Source organism: Saccharothrix sp. HUAS TT1 (assembly GCF_040744945.1).
Classification (GTDB): Bacteria; Actinomycetota; Actinomycetes; order Mycobacteriales; family Pseudonocardiaceae; genus Actinosynnema.
Genome location: NZ_CP160453.1, coordinates 7,772,946 through 7,791,080, shown reverse-complemented (window position 1 = coordinate 7,791,080; position 18,135 = coordinate 7,772,946). Strand labels below are relative to the sequence as shown.

Below are 18,135 nucleotides of genomic sequence, written 5' to 3'. Positions count from 1 at the left end.
GGAACGCCGAGCGGAAGTCGAACCCGGGAAAACCGGCGAGGGTCTTCGCCGAACTCCCCCCGTCGGACGATTACCCTGCGCTGAGCGGGCGTTACGCTGCCGATATTCGACCAGGGGAGCGGTCATGGCATTCCGTGAAGTGGTGGCGGCACTGTCCACGTCCGTCGTCGCCGTGGCCGCTCTGGTCGTGGCGGCGCCATCGGCTTCGGCGGCAGCGAAGTACTGCAACTACAACCTGTCCGCGGACGCCGGCGAGTGCTTCTACTCCCACCACGCGTTGGCGCAGCGCAAGGCGGCGCTCGCGCAGGTCGACTACATCCACGTCGTGAACTGGGTCAACTACAACACCGGCGCCGGCGTCCTGGAGATCGGCGGGTCGAGCGCGTGCACCCTGGCGATCGACAACGAGGGCAAGAAGCTGCCCGACCTGACGAAGCTGCGCTACCGGTTGCCCGACGGGAGTGCGGGCGCGACGCTGAACAACTCCATCAGCTCGGTCAAGGTCTACAACGGTTGCGTCGTCCAGTTCTTCGACGGGGTGGGGTACTCGGGGGCGGTTTCCCCGTGGACGGGGGCGAACCCCGACCTGAGCTACATGGGGTTCTACGACCGCGCTTCGTCCCTGGACATCACCTGACGCGCGACCGCGGTGCGCCGGTTCGGATCAGGCGGGCACGCGGCGGCGGTCGACCACGACCGACAGGGCGGCCACCGCCAGCCCGGCCAGGCTCAGCGCCACCCCGACCCAGGCGGTCGACGTGAAGCCCCAGCCCGCGCCGATCGCCAGCCCGCCCAGCCACGCGCCGGCGCCGTTGGCGATGTTCAACGCCGAGTGGTTGGACGACGACGCGAGCGACGGCGCGTCCGGCGAGGCGTCCATCAGCCGCACCTGCAACGCCGACGCCAGCACCTGCGACACGAGCCCGAGCAGGAACACCGTGCCGAACGCCATCACCGGCGAGGTGGCGGTCAGCGCGAACACCACCAGCACCACCGTCACCGCGACCAGCCCGCCGAACACCGTCCCCATCACCGAGCGGTCGACGAACCGGCCGCCGACGGTGGCGCCGAGCGTCATCCCGAGCCCGAACACCGCGAGCACCCACGGCACGGCGGACGCGGACAGGGCGGTGACCTCGGTGGTGATCGGCGAGATGTAGGAGTAGACGGCGAACATGCCGCCGAACCCGACCATGCCGGTGACCAGCGCGAACCACACCTGCGGACGGCGGAACGCGCTCAGCTCGGCGGCCACGCTCGCGTTGCGGGGCGCCGGGACGCGGGGCAGCCACCTGGCCACCGCCAACGCCGTCACGACCTCGATCACCGCCACCGCGAGGTAGGCGACCCGCCACCCGATCTGCTGACCGGCGGCGGTGGCGACCGGCACGCCGACCAGGTTGGCGACGGTCAGGCCGACCATGATCCGGGCGACCGCCGTGCCGCGGCGCTCCGGTGGCACCAGCGTGGTCGCGACGACCGCCGCGATGCCGAAGAACGCGCCGTGCGGCAGCCCGGCCACGAACCGGGCGACCATCAGCAGCCCGGTGTTCGGCGCGACGGCGGACAGCCCGTTGCCGAGGGCGAGCGCGACGGCCAGGGCGATCAGCAGGCCCTTGCGCGGCAGCTTCGCGGCCAGCCCGGCGATGAGCGGCGCGCCGACCACGACGCCGAGCGCGTAGAGGCTGATCGCGTGGCCCGCGGTCGGGATGGAGATGTCGAACGTGGCCGCCACCTGCGGCAGCAGCCCCATGGTGGCGAACTCGGTCGTCCCGATGCCGAAGCCGCCCAGCGCGAGCGCGACCATGGCCGCGCCGCCGTTCTTCCCCCGGCGGCGGGTCGCGGTGGGTTCGACGGTCGCCGTCATGTGCGTCGCTCCTGATCCTCTGTCCCGAGTCGACAGTGACCGCGCGACTGGTTGCTTAGCTACTGAAACGATTTTACCGCCCGAGCACGTCCAGCCCGAACCCCCGACGCGTGCCGCTGCTCACACGCCGTGGGCGGGCGTGGTCAGGGGCGGGACGGCTTGCGCAGCACGACCAGCGCGGCCAGGAACGCGGCGGCCAGCAGGCCCGCGGCGACGGTGAAGGCGACGCGGTAGCCGGCGGTGAGCGCGGCCGGTTCGGCGACGCCGGCCGCCAGGTCCGCCCCGGTCCGGGCGGCGGCCAGCGTGGACAGCACGGCGACGCCCACCGCCATGCCGACCTGCTGCGTGGTGTTGAACAGCCCGGACACCAGGCCCGCGTCGTCCGGCCCGGCGCCGGACATGCCCAGCGACGCCAGGGCGGGCAGCACCAGCCCGGCGCCCGCGACCAGCAGCATGACCGGCAGCAGGTCGGTGGCGTAGTCGGCGCGCACCGGCACGGCGGTGAGCTTCAGCATCGCCCCGAACAGCAGCGCGAGTCCGGCCAGCAGCACCGCGCGCTCACCGAACCGGGTGTTCAGCCTGGCCGAGGCGAACAGCGACACCCCACCGATCGCGACTGCCGCCGGCAGCATCGCCAGGCCGGTGGCCAGCGCGCCGTAGGCGAGCACCTCCTGCATGTAGAGCGCGACGATGACCTGGAAGGCGAACATCGCGGACAGCGTGAGCACCTGCACCAGGTTCGCCCCGACCACGGTGCGCGAGCGCAGGACCCGCAACGGCATCAAGGGCGTCCGCGCGCGGGCCTGGCGGGCGGTGAACGCGGCCAGCAGCGCGGCCGACAGCGCGCCGAGGCCGAGCGTGCGCGCACCGGTCCAGCCGTGCTCCTCGACCTTGACGACGGTGTAGATGCCGAGCATCAGGCCGCTGGTGACCAGTGCCGCGCCGAGCACGTCGGCCCCGGCGGCCAGGCCCGTGCCGCGGTCGGCCGGCAGCACCCGGATCGCCAGCAGCACGGTGGCCACGCCGATGGGCAGGTTGATGAAGAAGATCCAGTGCCAGCTCAGCGCGTCGGTGAGGACGCCGCCGAGCACCTGGCCGAGGGACGCGCCCGCCGCGCCGGTGAAGCTGAAGACGCCGATCGCCCTGGCCCGCTCCGCCGGGTCGGTGAACAGCGTGACCAGGATGCCGAGCACGACCGCCGAGGCCATCGCGCTGCCCGCGCCCTGGAGGAACCGGGCGGCGATCAGCAGGCCGGGGGTGGTGGCCGCGCCCGCCAGCAGCGACGCGGCGGTGAACACGGCGTTCCCGACCAGGAACACGGTCCTGCGGCCGACCAGGTCACCGAGCCGCCCGGCGAGCAGCAGCAGGCCGCCGAACGCGATCAGGTAGGCGTTCACCGTCCAGCTCAGGCCGGCGGGGGAGAAGCCGAGGTCGGCCTGGATGGCGGACATGGCCACGGTGACGATGCTGCCGTCGAGGACGGTCATCAGCATCGCGGCGGACAGCACGACCAGCGCGGACCAGCGGTTCGCGCGGGGCGTTTCGAGCGTGGGCGGCATCGGTCTCTCCTGTCCCGGTGGGTGCAGGAGGAACCGTAGCGGATGGTTTTGTTGTAGACAATCCCTCTCGGACTTACCGGCTGCCCTCGCGGGCCCGGCGAGCCGTCTGGGGAGCCGGCACGGGGGTGGACAGGTGCCCGGTGGCCAGCAGGTTCAGCGCGTGCAGCAGCGCGTCGCGGTCCTCGTCGGGCAGCGAGCCCAGGGCGTCCCGGTGCACGCCGTCGACCACCGCCTGGCTCCGCTCGGCCAGCTCGGCGCCCTTCTCGGTGACGGCGACGATCCGGGCCCGCCGGTCGGTGCCGGAAGGCCGGCGCTCGGCGAGGCCGGCCTTCTCCAGCGCGTCGACGGTGACCACCATCGTGGTCTTGTCCATGTCGCCCAGCTCGGCCAGCTGGATCTGCGTGCGCTCCTGCTGGAGGGCGTGCACGAGCACGCAGTGCATGCGCGCGGTCAGCCCGATCTCGGCCAGCGCCGCCGCCATCCGGGTGCGCAGCACGTGCCCGGTGTGGTCCAGGAGGAACGACAGGTCGGACTCGGTGCGGGCTGGGGCCATGGCGGACATGGCCCCAGTCTAGCTACCGGGACAGCGCTGGATTATCCGCAGAAGACCTAGTTGACCGGCGGGTGGGCGTTGCGCAGCAGCTCCTGGAACTGCGCGGAGTGCCACTGACCGGCCGGCGGCGCGTTCCGCCACGCCCCGGACGGGTCCGGCGTCGAGTCCGGCCGACCGGTGTAGTCGGGGTCGCACATCCGGTTGTGGATCTCGTCGCCGATCGGCAGCGGGATGCTGGCGCCGTCCGACTCGCCCGGCGGCTTCATCCACACGTACGCGTCGACGTTCGGCGCCGGCGCCGCGACCGGCCGCTCGCCCAGACCGGCGCCGGTCTGGTTGCACCAGTTCCCGATCCGCAGCCGGCGGTCGATCCGGCCCTGGTCGACGTAGGTGTCGACGGTGGTCTCCGGGCCCGGTCCGGTCGGCCGGTTCGGGCCGCCCCAGCCGTTGCGCGAGGTGTCGACCAGCACGCCGGCGCGCGCCGGGAAGCCGGCGGCGACCGCCTCGGCCCGGAAAGCCTCCACAAAGGACAGTTCGTCGAGGAACGGGTTCCAGTCCACCCACCTGGTCTGCCGGATGTGCGTGCCGTTGATGACCGTCTTGACGATGTTCACCTCGCGCAGCGCCGAGTAGTCGCGGGTGTTGGCGATGAAGCCGTGCACGCGGTCCAACCCGCTGCCGCCCGAGGTCGCCGCCTTCACCAGCAGCCGCAGCGTCGGCTCGCGCCAGTCGTCCCACCCGATCCGGCCGTGGTGGGCGATGTCGAGGTAGCTGTAGACGTTGCGGATCGCGCCGAACTTCGCCAGCGCGTAGCCGATGCCCTCGGTGTAGGAGCCCGCCGCCTTGACCTGCTCGCAGCTCAGCGTGTACTCCGAGCTGGGCAGGGTGTGCGTGACCAGGAACGGCAGCGAGTCGGGCTCCACCACCGCGACGATCCGCAGCCGCGCGTACGCCGGGTCGGCCAGGATCGCGGCGATCGGGTCGATGAACTCCTGCTTGTAGCGGGGCAGTTCGCCGAAGGCCAGCTCACCGTTGGTGGTGAGCCGGCCGCAGTCGCGGCCGGGCAGGTTCCACAGGGCGAGCTGGACCAGGTTCGCGCGTTGCCGCAGGGCTTCGTCCAGGTGGGCGCGCAGGCCCATCCTCCCGTTCGTGCCGTCGACGGACGCGATGCGGTCCAGCCACACGCCGGTGGGCTGGTTCGCGACGGCCGCGCCACCCGGTTCGGCGGCGGCCCGCGCGGACCACTCCGGGTTCACGTAGGGGCGGGCGCCCAGGTACGGGTTGTCCAGGCGCGGGGTCCAGTGCGGGGCCGCGTCGGCCGGACCGGTGACCGCGAGCCCGGCGGCCGCGACCGCGACCGCCGTCAGCACGCGGCCGACGCGTTTGAGAGACCTCATGAACTGCTACCTCCGGTGATCACGACGATGCGAGGGAGGCGGTGTGCTCCCACCGTACCGCCCGCGCCACCCCGACCCCCGACTTTCGTCAGGGGTGGGCGCCGGTCCGCGGCGTGACGCCCGGGCACGCCACCGGTCCCTAGGTTCGCCGGCATGAGGAAAACCCTGATTGGCGCGGTGATCGTGGCAGCGACCGCGCTGACCCCGGCCGCACACGCCGCCGCGCCGTCGCCGACTGCCGTGCGCGCCGCCGCGCCGTTGCCCACCGCCGCGTACACCGCCGCGTCCTCGCCGCCCGCCGAGCCGTCGCCCGCCGCTATCGACGACTACCTGCGCCAAGTCGTGGCCGACACCGGTCTGCCCGGCCTCTCGGTCGTCGTGACCCGGGGCGATCGGGTCGTGCACGCCGCCGGTTACGGCGAGGACTCCGAGGGCGCGCCGGTCACCGCGGACACGCCGATGCGGATCGCCTCGGTCAGCAAGTCGTTCACCGCCATGGCGGTGATGACCCTGGTGGAGGACGGGCGGATCGCGTTGGACCGACCGGTGGCCGACCAGCTGCCCGGTTTCGCCCTGGCCGACCCGAGGTTCGCCGACGTGACGGTCCGGCACCTGCTGAACCAGACGTCCGGCTTCTCCGACACCACGGTCGACGTGACGGCGCTGGAGTCCGCGACCTCCCTGGCGGACTACGCCGACGGCCTGCGCCCGGCCGCGCTGGCCGCCGACCCCGGCGCCCGCTACGAGTACTGCAACGTCAACTACGACCTGGCCGCCCGCCTGGTCGAGGTCGCGAGCGGCCGGTCGTTCGGCGACTACCTGCGGGCGGAGGTGTTCGGGCCGCTGGGCATGGGGCGCAGCGCGGTGTCGGCGGCCGAGGTCCGACCGGCCGACGGCTACAACTCGGTGTTCGGCGCCTGGCTGAGCCGCCCGGAGCTGCCCGGGTTCCTCGACTCCAGCGGCGGTGGCGGCGTCATCACCACCGCCGCCGACATGGGCCGGTGGCTGATCAGCCAGAACGGGAACGGCGTGCAGCTGGTGTCGCCGGAAGGGCTGCGCACGATGCACACCCCCTCGGCGGTGGACGACTACGCCATGGGCTGGGTCCCGGAGGACGGCGGCGCGCTGGTGCACCCCGGCAACCTGTTCACCTACTCGGCGGTGCAGGCGGTCGTCCCCGAGACCGGGTACGGGTTCGCGGTGCTCACCAACAGCGCGGCGCTGCACGACGACACCTACGACGTCCTCCTGGGGCTGATCGCGCTGAGCGAGGGGCGGCAGCCGGACGCCGCCGGCGGCAGTCGACAGGTGTTCGAGCTGGTGCTGGGCCTGATCCTGGTGGCGGCCGCGGGGCTCGCCGTGCTCGGCGTGCGGCGGTCGGCGCGGTGGGCGCGACGTCGCGCGGACGCCCCGGCGTGGCGGGTGGGACCGCGGTTCCTGCCGCTGCTGGCGCCGGTGGCCGTGCTCGCGGCGTTCCCGGACCTGCTGTCGATCCTGACGAACGGGCGGACCATCACGTGGGAGCAGCTGACGTACTTCGCCGCGCCGTTGACGATCACGGTGGTCGTGGTGGCGCTGGCGGGTGCGGCGACGGCGGTGGCGCGGCTGCTGGGGCTGCTGCGGCTGCGCTCGTCGGTCCACTGAGGACGTAGGGTGCGGGCTGTGCGGAACGGCTTGGTGCTGGCGGTGGTCGCGGGCGCGGCGCTGGCCAACGGCGTGGCCACGGACGCGCTGCCGGCGTGGCGGCAGGTGGCGTACCCGGCGCTGGCGGTGCTGGCCTACCTGATCGGCAGGCGGCTGCCGGCGCCGCGCGGCTGGCTGGTGGTCGGCGCGGCGGCGGCCGGTGGGCTGGTGATCGCCGCGGTGCGGTTGTGGGAGGGCGTCGGCGCGTTGGCGAGCCTGGGCCTGGTGGTGGTGCTGCCGTGGCTCGCCGGCCTGTCCCGGCGGCAGCAGGCCGAGCTGATCGAGGCGGGACGGGAGCGGATCGCGCAGTTGGAGCGGGCGCAGGAGCTGGTCGCGGACCGGGCCGGGCTGCGCGAGCGGGCCCGGATCGCGGCGGACGTGCACGACTCGCTCGGCCACGAGCTGGCGTTGATCGCGCTGCGCGCCGGCGCGCTGGAGCTGACCGCCGCCACCGAGCCGGACCGCCGGGCGGCGGCGGGGTTGCGCGAGTCGGCGGTGACCGCCACCGACCGGCTGCGGCGGACGGTGGGCGTGCTGCGGGAGGGCGCGACGCCGGTGGACCCGCCGGACGAGGCGGTGGAGACCTTGGTGGAGCGGGCCGCGCGGGCCGGCCTGCCGGTGGCGCTGACCCGGACCGGCGACCCGGCCCCGCTGCCCCCGCTGGTGGACCGCGCCGTGCACCGGGTGGTGCAGGAGGCCCTGACCAACGCCGCCCGGCACGCGCCCGGCCTCCCGGTGACCGTGCGGCTGCACCACGCGGCCGACGAGGTCTCGGTCACGGTCGAGAACCCGGTGTCACCCGGTGGTGGGTCACCGGACGGGGCCGGTGACGGCAGTGGGTTGGCGGGTCTGGCCGAACGGGTCCGGCTGGTCGGCGGCACGTTGCGCTCGGGCGCGGCGGCGGGCCGGTTCACCGTGGCGGCGCGGTTCCGCGTCGGGGGAGGCGGGGCGTCGTGATCCGGGTGCTGCTGGCCGACGACGAGGCGATGGTCCGCGCGGGCGTGCGGGCGATCCTCGCCACCGACCCGGGCATCGAGGTGGTCGCCGAGGCCGTGGACGGCCGGGAGGCGGTCGAGCTGGCTCGCGAGCACCGGCCGGACGTCGTGCTGCTGGACGTCCGGATGCCCCGCCTGGACGGCCTGGCCGCCGCCGCCGAGCTGCGCCGCGTCGCGCCGGAGGTCGCGGTGGTCGTGCTGACCACGTTCGACGAGGACGAGCACGTGGCGCGGGCGTTGGCCGAGGGGGCCAGCGGCTTCCTGCTCAAGGCGGCCGACCCGAGGGAGCTGCTGATCGGCGTGCGCGCCGCCGCCGACGGCGCGGCGTACCTGTCGCCGAAGATCGCGCACCGGCTGGTGGCCGACCTGCGCGGTGGGCGGTTCGGCCGCCACGACGACGCCCGCAAGCGGGTGGCCGCCCTCACCGCGCGGGAGCGCGACGTGCTGGCGCTGGTGGGAGAGGGCCTGACCAACCAGGACATCGCCCGCCGCCTGGACGTCGTCGAGGGCACGGTGAAGGCGCACGTCAGCGCGATCCTGCAGCGGCTCGGCGTGGCGAACCGCGTCCAGGCCGCGATCCTCGCCTACGACGCCGGGCTGACCACCTCCAGGTAGCCGTGCAGGGCGGTGGCGGCGGCCAGCATCGCCCTCGCCCGCAGGACCAGGTCGGCCTCCCGGGCGGCGATGGCGGCCCGCAGCGCGTCCGCGCCGCCGGAGCTGCGGAACTCGTCCATGATCGGCTTGATCGCGGGCAGCGGGTAGCGGCCCTGCCGCAGCATGGCGACCAGCCGCGCGTCGCGGACGTCGGTCGGGCCGAAGCGGCGGTGGCCGTCGGTGTCGCGGCCCGGCGCGAGCAGCCCGGCGGCCTCCCACACCCGCAGCGCGGACGGCCGCACGCCCAGCCGGGCGGCCACCTCGCCGACCCGCAGCCCGGTCCGCGGCACGCTGTCCGGCGGGTGCCCGGCCACCGCCTCCAGCGCGACGGCCGTCGCCCGCAGCGCCTGCCGCTGCTCGTGCGCCGCCGCGTGCACCGCGTCGACCCCGGCCAGGGCCACGTCGGGCGAGCCGGTGTGCAGGGCGCGCATGATGGCCTTGGCGGCGTCCCAGCCGTACCCCCGGCCCAGCGCCCGGTACGTCGTCACCGCCTGCCGGTGCCGCTCGTCGAGCACCCGGTACCCGGCGGGCGACCGCTCGGCGGGCGGCAGGACGCCGGCGTCGAGGTAGTTGCGCACCTGCTGGGCCGAGATGCCCGCCGCGCGGGCCAGGTCCACCGGGCGAAGCCCCACGAGCAGTCCTCCGCACGAGCCGACGGGTTCAACGGGAATTTGAAGGTTGTCCGACAGCTCGGACGACTAGCCAGGGACTCACTCGCGCAACCTTAAACAGGGTACTTCAACGATACGGTTGAAGTCATGAATCACGACGACGACCAGCGGGAACAGGTGGTGGTGCACGTGCGGGACCTGCGCATGCGCTACGGCTCCGCCGACGTGCTGAAGGGGGTGGACCTGACCGTCGCGCCCGGCGAGGTGGTGGTGCTGCTCGGGCCCAACGGCGCGGGCAAGACCACCACCATCGAGATCCTGGAGGGCTTCCGCAAGCGGTCGGCCGGCGACGTCCGGGTGCTCGGCGTCGACCCGGACGAGGGCGACGAGGCGTGGCGCGCCCGGCTGGGCGTGGTCCTCCAGTCGTGGCGGGACCACGGCCGGTGGCGGGTGCGCGAGCTGCTGTCCTACCTGAGCCTGTTCTACCGGCCCTACCGCGAGCGGGTGTTCGACCCGGACGAGCTGATCGGGCTGGTCGGCCTCACCGACCACGCCGACCGCCGGGTCGGCGCGCTCTCCGGCGGGCAGCGGCGGCGGCTGGACGTCGCGGTCGGCCTGGTGGGCCGGCCCGACCTGCTGTTCCTGGACGAGCCGACGGTCGGCTTCGACCCCGAGGCGCGGCGCGGGTTCCACGAGCTGGTGCGCCGGCTCACCGGCACCGCGATCCTGCTCACCACGCACGACCTGGCCGAGGCGGAGAAGCTGGCCGACCGGATCGTGGTGCTGGCGGCCGGCCGGGTGGTCGCCGACGGCACGGCGGCGGAGCTGGCCGCCCGGATCGCGGGCGAGGCCGAGGTGCGGTACCGCCTCGACGGCCGCGAGCACGTGCTGTCCGTGGCGGACTCCACCGGTTACGTGCGAGAGTTGTTCGCCGAGCACGGCAGGGCGGTGGACGACCTGGAGGTGCGCCGGGCGAGCCTGGAGGACGTGTACCTGGCGCTGGTGCGCGAGTCCGAGGCGGTGACCGCGTGAACCCCAGGGCGGTGGCGGTGCGCGCCGGTGTGCGGCGCGGCCGGATCGAGTTCGGCCAGACCCTGCGCAACCCCGGCGAGCTGATGGGCTGGCTGTGGATGCCGGTGGTCGCGCTCCTGGTGATGCACGCGTTCGGCGACGGCGCGACGCCCGGCGCGGACTTCCCGCTCGGCGCGCAGGCGGTGCCCGGCATCCTCGCCATGGGCGTGGTCTTCACCGGCCTGATGGGGCTGGCGCTGGCGCTGACCATGGACCGCGAGGACGGCACGCTGCTGCGGGCGCGGGCCACGCCGAACGGCGTGCTCGCCTACTTCGTCGGCCGGGTGCTGGGCAAGGCGGCGCTGACGGTGACCGTGCTGCTGGTCGTCCTGGCGCCCGCGCTGCTGCTGTTCGACGGCCTGGAGCCGGGCCGGGTGTCGACGTGGCTGACGCTGGTGTGGGTGCTGGCGCTCGGGCTGCTCGCGATCCTGCCCATCGGCGCGGTCCTGGGCGCGGTGTTCGGCAGCACCCAGAGCCTCGGCTTCGTCACCCTGCTGATCATGGTGCTGGTGGTGGTGTCGGGCGTGTTCTACCCGATCACCGCGCTGCCGGGGTGGCTGCAGCAGGTCGGCCAGGCGTTCCCGCTGTACTGGACGGGGCTCGGCCTGCGGTCGGCGCTGCTGCCGGACTCGGTGGCGGCGGCCGAGGTCGGCGGCTCGTGGCGGCCCCTGTGGACCGCGGTCGCGCTGGGCGCGTGGGCCGCGGCGGGCCTGGTCCTGGCGCCGGTGGTGCTGCGCCGGATGGCCCGGCGCGAGTCGGGTTCCTCGGTGGCGGCCAAGCGCGAGCAGGTCGCGCAGCGGTTCGACTGAGCGGGGTCGGCCGGACATCGCGGACCAGCTGGACAGCGCGGGTCGGCCGGACAGCGCGGGTCGGCCGGACAGCGCGGGTCGGCCCAACAGCGCGAGTCAGCTGAACAGCGCGGCCAGCTCACCGCGTTGCAACGCCGCGAGCGCCCGGCCGGGCTTGACCTCCGGCGCGGTCGGCGCGAGCACCCGCACCACGCCGGTCTGGTCGGCGGGCAGCTCGACCGCCGCGCCGGGCAGCGCGGTCGACCACGGCGCGGCGTCCAGGTTGGTGCGCACCAGGTCCTCCAGCGCCTTGGGGTTCTCGTCGGGCACGCACACGACCTCGGTGGCCTCGCCCGCCGGGGTCGTGCGCACGCCCGCCGCCACCGGCAGCCCGCTCCGCGGCTTGCTGATCAACGCCGCCGTCACCTCGCCGAGGCACCGGGCCAGCTCGCCGATCATCGGGTCGGCGGCCAGCGACTTCGCGCCCGGTGGCTCGGTGACCCACGTCAGCGCCTCGCCGCCGGGCGCGTGGGCCACCGCGCCCGCCTCGACCCGCACCCGCTGGAACCCGGTCACGATGCCGGCCGCCGCCAGCGGGCCGTCCCGGTCGACCTCGTTGTCGCGGGCGGTCGTCCAGGAGCCGCCGTCGTCCCGCCGACCGCCGAGGGCGGCGAGCTTGGCGTCCACCGCGGCCACGTCGACGTCCATCCGCAGCACCGCGGCCCACGTCGGCGGCTGCCCGACCCGCAGCGCCGTGGTCGCCAGCGCCGGGTCGAAGCCGAGCAGGTCGGGCAGCACCGGGCCGCGCGCGGCGAGGTCGGAGTAGCCGTGGCCGAGCAGCCCGGCGAAGCGCTCGGGGTCCCGCTGCCGCAACGACCGCACCGCCGCCACGTCGCCGTACTCGACCAGGGCGGACGACTCGTCGGTGGCCCGCACCCCCGCCAGCGCGCCCAAGAGCCCGGTCGCCGGCGGCGGCGCGGGCACGTCGGCCTCGGCCGTGCAGCCGACCAGCAGGAGCGCCACCAGCGCCACACCCGAACGGTTGATCACCGGTCGGATGGTAGGGCGACCCGGCGGGCGTTGCGCCTGTTTTCCGGAAGCGGGGGCGTCCGACCGCGCCGGGGCGCGGGTTCAGGCCGGGATCTCCACCGCGATCTCGTCGCCCAGCCGCGCACCGCCCAGCAGGTCCAGCTCGTCACCGCTCCAGAACCGGCCCGGGTCGTACCAGTTGGCCCGGCGGCCCGCGGGCAGCAACCCCATCGCCTCGTACGTCACCGCCACGACCTCCGCGCAGTACGCCGTCTCCAGCGCGGCGTCCGCGGTCCGCCGCACGTTCGGCAGCCGGCCGCGCAGCCACCTGCCCGCCAACCGCGCGGTGGACGGGAACGGCGTGCCGTTCAGCCGCGCCACCGTCTTCAGCACGGCGTCGTCCTCCTCCTGCGTGGTGGCCCGGTCGAGCTGCCGCAACCACGCCCGCTGCCCGTACTTGCGCGCCCACACCAGCACCGCGTCGCGCAGGTCGTGCAGCTGCACGCCCCGGTGGTGCGTGCCGGTCCACACGTCCGGCAGCGAACGGCCCAGCTCGGCGTGCCACATCAGCGGCGGCAGGTCCTCGACCGCGACGGTCATGCCCACGTGGTTGACCGGGCTGTTGGTGGTCACCCGGATCGCGCGGTCGGCCACCGAGCTGCCGCGGAACAGCCACACGTCGCCGGTGCGGGTCAGCTCGACCGCCTCGTCCAGACCGATCTTCGTTCCAGCCATCCCGGTAGCCTAGGCAGATGCGCTGGTGGAAGCTGCTCGGCCTGGCCGGTGTCGCGGGTGTGGCGGCGACCGGGGTGGTGATCGCCCGCGCGGAGCGCAAGCGCCGCGCCTACACACCGGACGAGATCCGCGAACGCCTGCACGCCCGGGTGAACCGCGACGGTGCGGCCGGGTGACCCGAAGTCGCCGACGAACGGCGGGTTGACCCGACCGGCCGGCGGGGCTGGGGTACCAGCATGCGCTCCCTGCTCGCCGCCCTGCTGTGCGTGCTCGTCGTCGCACCGCCGGCCGGCGCCACCACCCGACCGGTCGAGAACCTGGACGCGGCCACCATCCCGCAGCTGGTCCGCCGGATGGACGCGGGCACGCTCACCGCCGTCGACCTGACCCGCGCCTACCTGCGCCGCATCGAGGTGGTGGACCGCAAGGTCGGCTCCGTGGTCGCGGTGAACCCCGAAGCGCTCGCGCAGGCCGCCGAGAGCGACCGCCGACGTCGGCAGGGACGTGCGCGCGGGCCGATGGACGGCATCCCGGTGCTGCTCAAGGACAACATCGACACGAAGGTGATGGGCAGCACGGCTGGGTCGCGCGCCCTCCGCGTGCCGCCGCGCGACGACGCCGAGCTGGTGCGCCGGCTGCGGGCCGCGGGCGCGGTGGTGCTGGGCAAGACCAACCTGTCGGAGTGGGCGAACTTCCGCTCCACCTCCTCCACCTCCGGCTGGTCCGGGATCGGCGGGCAGACCAACAACCCGCACGTGCTCGACCGCAACCCGTGCGGCTCGTCGTCCGGCTCGGGCGCGGCGGTGGCGGCGTCGCTGGCGCAGGTCGCGGTCGGCACCGAGACGGACGGCTCGATCGTCTGCCCGGCCGGGCAGAACGGCGTGGTCGGCCTCAAGCCCACGCTCGGCCGGGTCAGCGGCGACGGCGTCGTGCCGATCTCGGCGCGGCAGGACACCGCCGGTCCGATGGCCAGGCACGTGGTGGACGCCGCGATCCTCATGTCCGCTCTGGAGGGCAGGGGCTTCGACTACGCGCGCGACCTCGGTTCGGCGACGTTGAGCGGCAAGCGGGTCGGCGTGTGGCGCAAGGCGGGCCGCAACGCCGAGGCCGACCGGGTCGTGGAGGAGGCCGTGCGGGTGCTGCGGCGGTCCGGCGCGACCGTGGTCGAGGTGGAGCTGCCCTACCAGGACCAGGTGGACGCGGCCGAGTTCCCGGCGCTGATCACCGAGTTCAAGCACGACCTGGAGCGGTACCTGCGGACCCGGCCGGGCGCGCCGCGCACGCTGGCCGAGCTGATCGCGTTCAACGAGGCCGACCCGGTCGAGCTGAGCCGGTTCGGCCAGGAGCTGTTCCTGGCGGCGGAGCAGGCGCCGCCGATCACCGACCCGGTGTACGTCGAGCAGCGCCGCACCGCGACCTCGCTCGCCCGCCGGTCCCTCGACGAGGTGCTGGCCGCGCACCGGCTGGACGTGGTCATGGCGCCGACCAACGGACCGGCGTGGAAGACCGAGTACGGCCGCGGGGACGCCTACGAGCTGGGCTCCTCGACACCGGCGGCGGTGTCCGGCTACCCGAACGCCACCGTCCCGGCCGGGTTCGCCGGACCGCTGCCGATCGGGGTGTCGTTCATGGCGGGCCACCGCGCGGACGCCGAGGTGCTGCGGTTCGCCGCCGCGTTCGAACGGGCCGCGCCCGCCCGCCGCGCACCGGCGTACCTGCCGACTTCGTGATGCGGCATCCCGCGCGCGGTGGGATCTTGTGCCCATGCGCGTGGTGGTGTTGGGAACGGGCCTGATGGGTGCGGGCATGGCGCGGAGCCTGCTGCGCGCCAAGTTCGACGTGGTCGTGTGGAACCGCAGCCCGGCCAAGGCGCGGGCGCTGGCCGACGACGGCGCCCTGGTCGCCGAGGACCCGAAGAACGCGGTCGTCGGCGCGGACGTCGTGCTGAGCATGCTGTTCGACGCCGACGCGACCGCCGGGGTGATGGCCGAGGCGCTGCCCGCCGTCGAGGACGGCGCGGTGTGGGCGCAGTGCGGCACGGTCGGCCTGGACGGGGGCGCGCACCTCGCCGAGCTGGCCGGGAAGCACGGCGTGCCGTTCGTCGACGCGCCGGTGCTCGGCACCCGCGCGCCCGCGGAGCAGGGCAAGCTGACCGTCCTCGCGGCCGGTCCGGTCGAGCTGCGCGCCGCCGTGGCGCCGGTGTTCGACGCCATCGCCATCCGCACGGTGTGGGCGGGGGAGCGGCCGGGCGACGGCCAGCGGCTCAAGCTGGCCGCCAACTCGTGGGTGCTGTCGATCACCGCCGCCACCGCGCAGGCCGTCGCGCTGACCCGGGGCCTCGGCCTGGACCCGGAGGCGTTCTTCGAGGCCATCGCGGGCGGACCGGTGGACAGCACGTACGCGCAGGTCAAGGGCCGCGCGATGATCGACGCCGAGTTCCCGCCCGCGTTCGGCGTCGACGGGGCGGTCAAGGACAGCGAGCTGATCCTGGCCGCGATGGGCGTCGCGGGCACGGACGACCGGCTCATGCGGCTGCTCAACGAGCACTACCGGACCGCGGCCGAGCGGGCGGGCGACGGCGTCGACATGGCGGCGGTGATCACGGCGTTCGGCTCGTGAGGTGGGGTGACCCGGTCCTGTCCCGCACGACCGGGTGAGGTTTACCGTCTGAGCGGGTACCAGTGGTTGACGGTGCCGGTCGGCGGTGGAGGTGGCTGCGTGGGATCGGGCGGGGTGATCGCCGCCGCGGCGCTGGCCGGGGTGGTCGCCGCGGGCGCGGGCGGGCTCGCCGCGCCGGAGGACCCGGACGAGATGTGGCGCGACCGGGGGCTGCGGGTGGTCGACCGGGCGTCCCGCGCCGACGGCGAGTGCGTCCCGCACTCGTTCGGCCAGGTCCAGGAACTGCTTCGGGCGGTGCCGTGCGTCGCGCTGGACCGGATGCTGCTCACCGTGACCGACGACGAGGGCGGCACGGCCGTGGTGTTCGTCGCCTGGGTCGAGTTCGCCGACCGCGACCAGGCGCGCGAGTTCAAGCGACTGGAGGACGTGCACGGCACCGGCGACATCACACCGCTGTCCGGGTCGTTGCTGCAGGTCGCGGAGGTGCCGTTCACCGCGCTCAACTACGACTCGGACGTGGTCGACGGCGTGACCGTGGTGATCGCCGAGGCGGAGAACGTGGCCGGCGGGTTCACCGCCGAGTACCTGGACGACATCGCCGCCATCGCGGTCGACACCCCTCGTCCCTGACGCGCTGTGACGGCCGGACGAGGAAACGACACTTCCGTGTTTCGACATCCCATGATCGGGCTATCCACGACCTGGTTCGGCACATCGGGGTCAAGGACGGTGGTGCGTGGTGGACTGGGAGTTCGACGATGAGATCGCGGTGCGCGCTCTTCTGGCCTACGTCTCGAACGTGACCCGCGCGCTCGGCCTCAGCGGTGAGTGCTCGTGCATCCAGACCGACGGCTCCCGCCTCGGCGCCTACCTCGCCCTCGACGGCCACCTGCCCGGTTTCGCCGACCGGGACGTCGCCCTGCTCTGGGACGAGGGCCGCGGTTGGGCCGTGGCGGTGGAGAGCGACAGCGCCGAACCGCCGTTCGTGCTGGCCAGGCTGCGCGGCCCGATCCGCCCCGAACCCGCCGCCGTCGCCCGCTGGGTCGACCAGCTGGGGTTGATGCAGGACGAGCTGCTCGCCGCCGGCTGATCTTCGCGCCCCCGGCTGATCTTTGCGCCCCAGTACCTGCCTCTTCGCCCATGTCGCGCGGCCACCGGGGCCCGGTGTGCTCGGCTGTCGCGGGTCCTGTCGAGGTGGCGCACGGGATCGGCCGCACCTCCGCGCCCCCCGGCGACCTCCGGACGCAGGCCGAGGTGCCGTCACCGAGCCCTCGGCCACGGGCGGGAACCGACCGCTCGACGTGCGCCGCCCGCCCCGGTGACCGTCCCCACCCGCTCCAGCTCGGGGTGCTCGGACACCGGCCGGTGCGCCATCACACCCTTGAACCCAACCCCAGACCACGCCCCCGGTGCGCCGACCACTTCCTCCCGACCCGGCGGCAGCTGGTCCGGCTCGTCGACGACGTGGCTGTCCCGCACCACCCGGTAGTACCCGCTCAGGTCGTCCGCGCCCCCTCGCTCCTCGTGGTCACACCCGATCTTCTTGCGCCACAACGAGAACGGGGTCGCAGGCCGTTGCCTGCGACCCCGTCGGGGGACTTCCGACACCTTTCACCGGCCGACCGGTTCGAGGACGCGACCGGACGCCGTCAGGTGCTCCCAGGTCCGACCGCGCTGGCTGGGTGGCGCCTCACCGTCCGCGGTGCAGGTCGGGTAGACGAGGCCGTAGGGAACGGGTTGGTGGAAGAGGTCTCCGCTGCGGATGTCGATCAGGTCGCATGACTGTGCCATCACGACCTCCCGCCGGAAGAGTTGGAGGTGCCCATGTCTCGCTCCTCGCTGAACGGGGGTGGGGAGCCTTCGGATACCCGTTGAGCTGCGGTGATATGCGGTCGGCGCTGCGACGTAAGGGTGAAAACGGACCGTGTCGATCAACGCTCGTGGTGAGCGACTTCCTTCTCGGCGTCGTCGGCGTGGAAGAGTGCTTGCGCCAGAAGGGATTTCACGTGGGCGTTGGCTGCGGAGTAGTAGACGAACGTGCCTTCGCGGCGACCCTTCTCCAGGCAGGCCAACGAAGACTCGCCCTGGAGGGCGGCAAGCGGGGGATGCGAGCTCTGGTTCTTCACCGGCTGGCCGCCACCCGCCGGTTCACCTGCGGGCTGAGCCGGGCGGACACGAGTCGATCTGCGGGCTCCTGGACCCGCAACCGGTGCGGCACCTCTGGGTCGTGGCGGCCGGCGGTGTCGTCGGCTTCCTGGGCAACGAGCTGGTCGCGCGCTACCGGGTGCATGTGGGCCGGGCCATCGGCTCCGCCGCCTTGATCGCCGACGCCTCCACGCCCGCACGGACGGCTTCACGTCGTTGGCCGTGGTGCTGGGCGGCATCGGTGTGGCCCTGGGCTTCCCCGCCGCCGACCCGCTGGCCGGCCTGGGCATGACGGCGGTGATCCTGTTCGTTCTCGGCGGTGGCGCGGCACGTGCCCGGTCGGGGCCGTCGGCGGCGTGGTGATGGGCGAGGTCGTGGAAGAGGTCTTCGAGGACGACGGCGGCTTCGAGGAGTGGTCGGGAAGGGGTG

At 74.1% G+C, this 18,135-nt stretch carries 21 protein-coding genes and 1 pseudogene; 12 read left to right on the top strand and 10 right to left on the bottom strand.

All coding sequences use genetic code 11. The features are described 5' to 3' along the window. Positions 1 to 124: 124 nt before the first annotated feature. Positions 125 to 637: a hypothetical protein gene (locus tag AB0F89_RS34120; RefSeq protein WP_367130077.1), complete on the top strand. Its 513-nt coding sequence runs from the start codon at positions 125 to 127 to the stop codon at positions 635 to 637. A gap of 27 nt (positions 638 to 664) precedes the next feature. Here AB0F89_RS34120 and AB0F89_RS34115 read toward each other — a convergent pair whose 3' ends face one another. The 4 genes from AB0F89_RS34115 to AB0F89_RS34100 all read right to left on the bottom strand — a co-directional run bounded on the left by AB0F89_RS34115 (position 665) and on the right by AB0F89_RS34100 (position 5,376). Then, positions 665 to 1,867 (bottom strand): MFS transporter, encoded by a 1,203-nt coding sequence (locus AB0F89_RS34115; RefSeq protein ID WP_367130075.1) that lies wholly within the window; start codon positions 1,865 to 1,867, stop codon positions 665 to 667. Between the two features lie 143 nt (positions 1,868 to 2,010). Beyond that, the gene (locus tag AB0F89_RS34110; protein WP_367130073.1) at positions 2,011 to 3,426 is read right to left on the bottom strand and encodes an MFS transporter; all 1,416 of its coding nucleotides are present in this window, start codon (positions 3,424 to 3,426) and stop codon (positions 2,011 to 2,013) included. A 73-nt stretch (positions 3,427 to 3,499) separates the two neighbouring features. After that, positions 3,500 to 3,988 carry a MarR family winged helix-turn-helix transcriptional regulator gene (locus AB0F89_RS34105; RefSeq protein WP_367130071.1) on the bottom strand — a complete coding sequence of 163 codons (489 nt, stop codon included), beginning with the start codon at positions 3,986 to 3,988 and terminating at the stop codon, positions 3,500 to 3,502. A 47-nt stretch (positions 3,989 to 4,035) separates the two neighbouring features. After that, entirely contained in the window at positions 4,036 to 5,376 is a 1,341-nt protein-coding gene (locus AB0F89_RS34100; protein ID WP_367130069.1) for a glycoside hydrolase family 6 protein, read from the bottom strand. Positions 5,377 to 5,529: 153 nt separating this feature from the next. On the opposite strand from AB0F89_RS34100, the gene AB0F89_RS34095 reads away from it, so the two are divergent. From AB0F89_RS34095 to AB0F89_RS34085, 3 genes are read left to right on the top strand one after another with little or no spacing between them, the layout of a single operon-like run. Further along, positions 5,530 to 7,020, top strand: a complete 1,491-nt coding sequence (locus AB0F89_RS34095) for a serine hydrolase domain-containing protein (RefSeq protein WP_367130067.1) — start codon at positions 5,530 to 5,532, stop codon at positions 7,018 to 7,020. Between the two features lie 18 nt (positions 7,021 to 7,038). After that, positions 7,039 to 8,016, top strand: a complete 978-nt coding sequence (locus AB0F89_RS34090; protein WP_367130065.1) for a sensor histidine kinase — start codon at positions 7,039 to 7,041, stop codon at positions 8,014 to 8,016. Continuing rightward, on the top strand, positions 8,013 to 8,669 hold the full coding sequence (locus tag AB0F89_RS34085; protein WP_367130063.1) for a response regulator: 657 nt from the start codon (positions 8,013 to 8,015) through the stop codon (positions 8,667 to 8,669). The genes AB0F89_RS34090 and AB0F89_RS34085 overlap by 4 nt, the downstream gene beginning before the upstream one ends. On the opposite strand, the gene AB0F89_RS34080 is transcribed toward AB0F89_RS34085, so the two are convergent. Next, on the bottom strand, positions 8,639 to 9,340 hold the full coding sequence (locus AB0F89_RS34080) for a MerR family transcriptional regulator (protein ID WP_367130061.1): 702 nt from the start codon (positions 9,338 to 9,340) through the stop codon (positions 8,639 to 8,641). The two genes, AB0F89_RS34085 and AB0F89_RS34080, sit on opposite strands and share 31 nt — an antisense overlap. A 126-nt stretch (positions 9,341 to 9,466) precedes the next feature. Between AB0F89_RS34080 and AB0F89_RS34075 the strand changes: the two genes are divergently transcribed. Both AB0F89_RS34075 and AB0F89_RS34070 read left to right on the top strand, forming a co-directional pair. Next, positions 9,467 to 10,351, top strand: a complete 885-nt coding sequence (locus AB0F89_RS34075; RefSeq protein WP_367130059.1) for an ABC transporter ATP-binding protein — start codon at positions 9,467 to 9,469, stop codon at positions 10,349 to 10,351. Then, on the top strand, positions 10,348 to 11,199 hold the full coding sequence (locus AB0F89_RS34070) for an ABC transporter permease (RefSeq protein ID WP_367130057.1): 852 nt from the start codon (positions 10,348 to 10,350) through the stop codon (positions 11,197 to 11,199). Before AB0F89_RS34075 ends, AB0F89_RS34070 begins: the two co-directional genes overlap by 4 nt. Positions 11,200 to 11,295: 96 nt before the next feature. Here the strand turns inward: AB0F89_RS34070 and AB0F89_RS34065 are convergent, their stop codons facing one another. Beyond that, entirely contained in the window at positions 11,296 to 12,228 is a 933-nt protein-coding gene (locus AB0F89_RS34065; protein WP_367130055.1) for a hypothetical protein, read from the bottom strand. A gap of 81 nt (positions 12,229 to 12,309) precedes the next feature. Then, the gene (locus AB0F89_RS34060) at positions 12,310 to 12,942 is read right to left on the bottom strand and encodes a hypothetical protein (RefSeq protein WP_367130053.1); all 633 of its coding nucleotides are present in this window, start codon (positions 12,940 to 12,942) and stop codon (positions 12,310 to 12,312) included. Positions 12,943 to 12,959: 17 nt separating this feature from the next. Between AB0F89_RS34060 and AB0F89_RS34055 the strand changes: the two genes are divergently transcribed. From AB0F89_RS34055 to AB0F89_RS34035, 5 genes are all read left to right on the top strand, one after another. Beyond that, a complete protein-coding gene (locus tag AB0F89_RS34055) occupies positions 12,960 to 13,118 on the top strand; it encodes a hypothetical protein (RefSeq protein ID WP_367130052.1) in 159 nt (52 codons plus the stop codon). Positions 13,119 to 13,178: 60 nt separating this feature from the next. Next, the gene (locus tag AB0F89_RS34050) at positions 13,179 to 14,672 is read left to right on the top strand and encodes an amidase (RefSeq protein ID WP_367130050.1); all 1,494 of its coding nucleotides are present in this window, start codon (positions 13,179 to 13,181) and stop codon (positions 14,670 to 14,672) included. 34 nt (positions 14,673 to 14,706) lie between these two features. Next, positions 14,707 to 15,561, top strand: a complete 855-nt coding sequence (locus AB0F89_RS34045; protein WP_367130048.1) for an NAD(P)-dependent oxidoreductase — start codon at positions 14,707 to 14,709, stop codon at positions 15,559 to 15,561. A 99-nt stretch (positions 15,562 to 15,660) separates the two neighbouring features. After that, on the top strand, positions 15,661 to 16,191 hold the full coding sequence (locus AB0F89_RS34040; protein ID WP_367130046.1) for a hypothetical protein: 531 nt from the start codon (positions 15,661 to 15,663) through the stop codon (positions 16,189 to 16,191). A 106-nt stretch (positions 16,192 to 16,297) separates the two neighbouring features. Beyond that, positions 16,298 to 16,651 carry a DUF6292 family protein gene (locus AB0F89_RS34035; RefSeq protein ID WP_367130044.1) on the top strand — a complete coding sequence of 118 codons (354 nt, stop codon included), beginning with the start codon at positions 16,298 to 16,300 and terminating at the stop codon, positions 16,649 to 16,651. Between the two features lie 170 nt (positions 16,652 to 16,821). Here the strand turns inward: AB0F89_RS34035 and AB0F89_RS34030 are convergent, their stop codons facing one another. The 3 genes from AB0F89_RS34030 to AB0F89_RS34020 form a co-directional block, all read right to left on the bottom strand. Continuing rightward, the gene (locus AB0F89_RS34030; RefSeq protein WP_367130042.1) at positions 16,822 to 17,115 is read right to left on the bottom strand and encodes a hypothetical protein; all 294 of its coding nucleotides are present in this window, start codon (positions 17,113 to 17,115) and stop codon (positions 16,822 to 16,824) included. Between the two features lie 57 nt (positions 17,116 to 17,172). Further along, a complete protein-coding gene (locus AB0F89_RS34025; protein ID WP_367130040.1) occupies positions 17,173 to 17,352 on the bottom strand; it encodes a hypothetical protein in 180 nt (59 codons plus the stop codon). Between the two features lie 140 nt (positions 17,353 to 17,492). Then, positions 17,493 to 17,687 carry a hypothetical protein gene (locus AB0F89_RS34020; RefSeq protein ID WP_367130038.1) on the bottom strand — a complete coding sequence of 65 codons (195 nt, stop codon included), beginning with the start codon at positions 17,685 to 17,687 and terminating at the stop codon, positions 17,493 to 17,495. On the opposite strand from AB0F89_RS34020, the pseudogene AB0F89_RS34015 reads away from it, so the two are divergent. Beyond that, positions 17,673 to 18,021 (top strand): annotated as a pseudogene (locus tag AB0F89_RS34015) (cation transporter); the annotation flags it as partial. The gene AB0F89_RS34020 and the pseudogene AB0F89_RS34015 overlap by 15 nt on opposite strands. Positions 18,022 to 18,135 lie beyond the last annotated feature (114 nt).

What these genes read in the sequence shown, in the direction of transcription:
- AB0F89_RS34120 (WP_367130077.1), top strand. Translation starts at nt 125, where the DNA reads ATGGCATTCCGTGAAGTGGTGGCGGCACTGTCCACGTCCGTCGTCGCC.
- AB0F89_RS34115 (WP_367130075.1), bottom strand. Translation starts at nt 1,867, where the DNA reads ATGACGGCGACCGTCGAACCCACCGCGACCCGCCGCCGGGGGAAGAAC.
- AB0F89_RS34110 (WP_367130073.1), bottom strand. Translation starts at nt 3,426, where the DNA reads ATGCCGCCCACGCTCGAAACGCCCCGCGCGAACCGCTGGTCCGCGCTG.
- AB0F89_RS34105 (WP_367130071.1), bottom strand. Translation starts at nt 3,988, where the DNA reads ATGTCCGCCATGGCCCCAGCCCGCACCGAGTCCGACCTGTCGTTCCTC.
- AB0F89_RS34100 (WP_367130069.1), bottom strand. Translation starts at nt 5,376, where the DNA reads ATGAGGTCTCTCAAACGCGTCGGCCGCGTGCTGACGGCGGTCGCGGTC.
- AB0F89_RS34095 (WP_367130067.1), top strand. Translation starts at nt 5,530, where the DNA reads ATGAGGAAAACCCTGATTGGCGCGGTGATCGTGGCAGCGACCGCGCTG.
- AB0F89_RS34075 (WP_367130059.1), top strand. Translation starts at nt 9,467, where the DNA reads ATGAATCACGACGACGACCAGCGGGAACAGGTGGTGGTGCACGTGCGG.
- AB0F89_RS34060 (WP_367130053.1), bottom strand. Translation starts at nt 12,942, where the DNA reads ATGGCTGGAACGAAGATCGGTCTGGACGAGGCGGTCGAGCTGACCCGC.
- AB0F89_RS34055 (WP_367130052.1), top strand. Translation starts at nt 12,960, where the DNA reads ATGCGCTGGTGGAAGCTGCTCGGCCTGGCCGGTGTCGCGGGTGTGGCG.
- AB0F89_RS34050 (WP_367130050.1), top strand. Translation starts at nt 13,179, where the DNA reads ATGCGCTCCCTGCTCGCCGCCCTGCTGTGCGTGCTCGTCGTCGCACCG.
- AB0F89_RS34045 (WP_367130048.1), top strand. Translation starts at nt 14,707, where the DNA reads ATGCGCGTGGTGGTGTTGGGAACGGGCCTGATGGGTGCGGGCATGGCG.
- AB0F89_RS34025 (WP_367130040.1), bottom strand. Translation starts at nt 17,352, where the DNA reads ATGGCACAGTCATGCGACCTGATCGACATCCGCAGCGGAGACCTCTTC.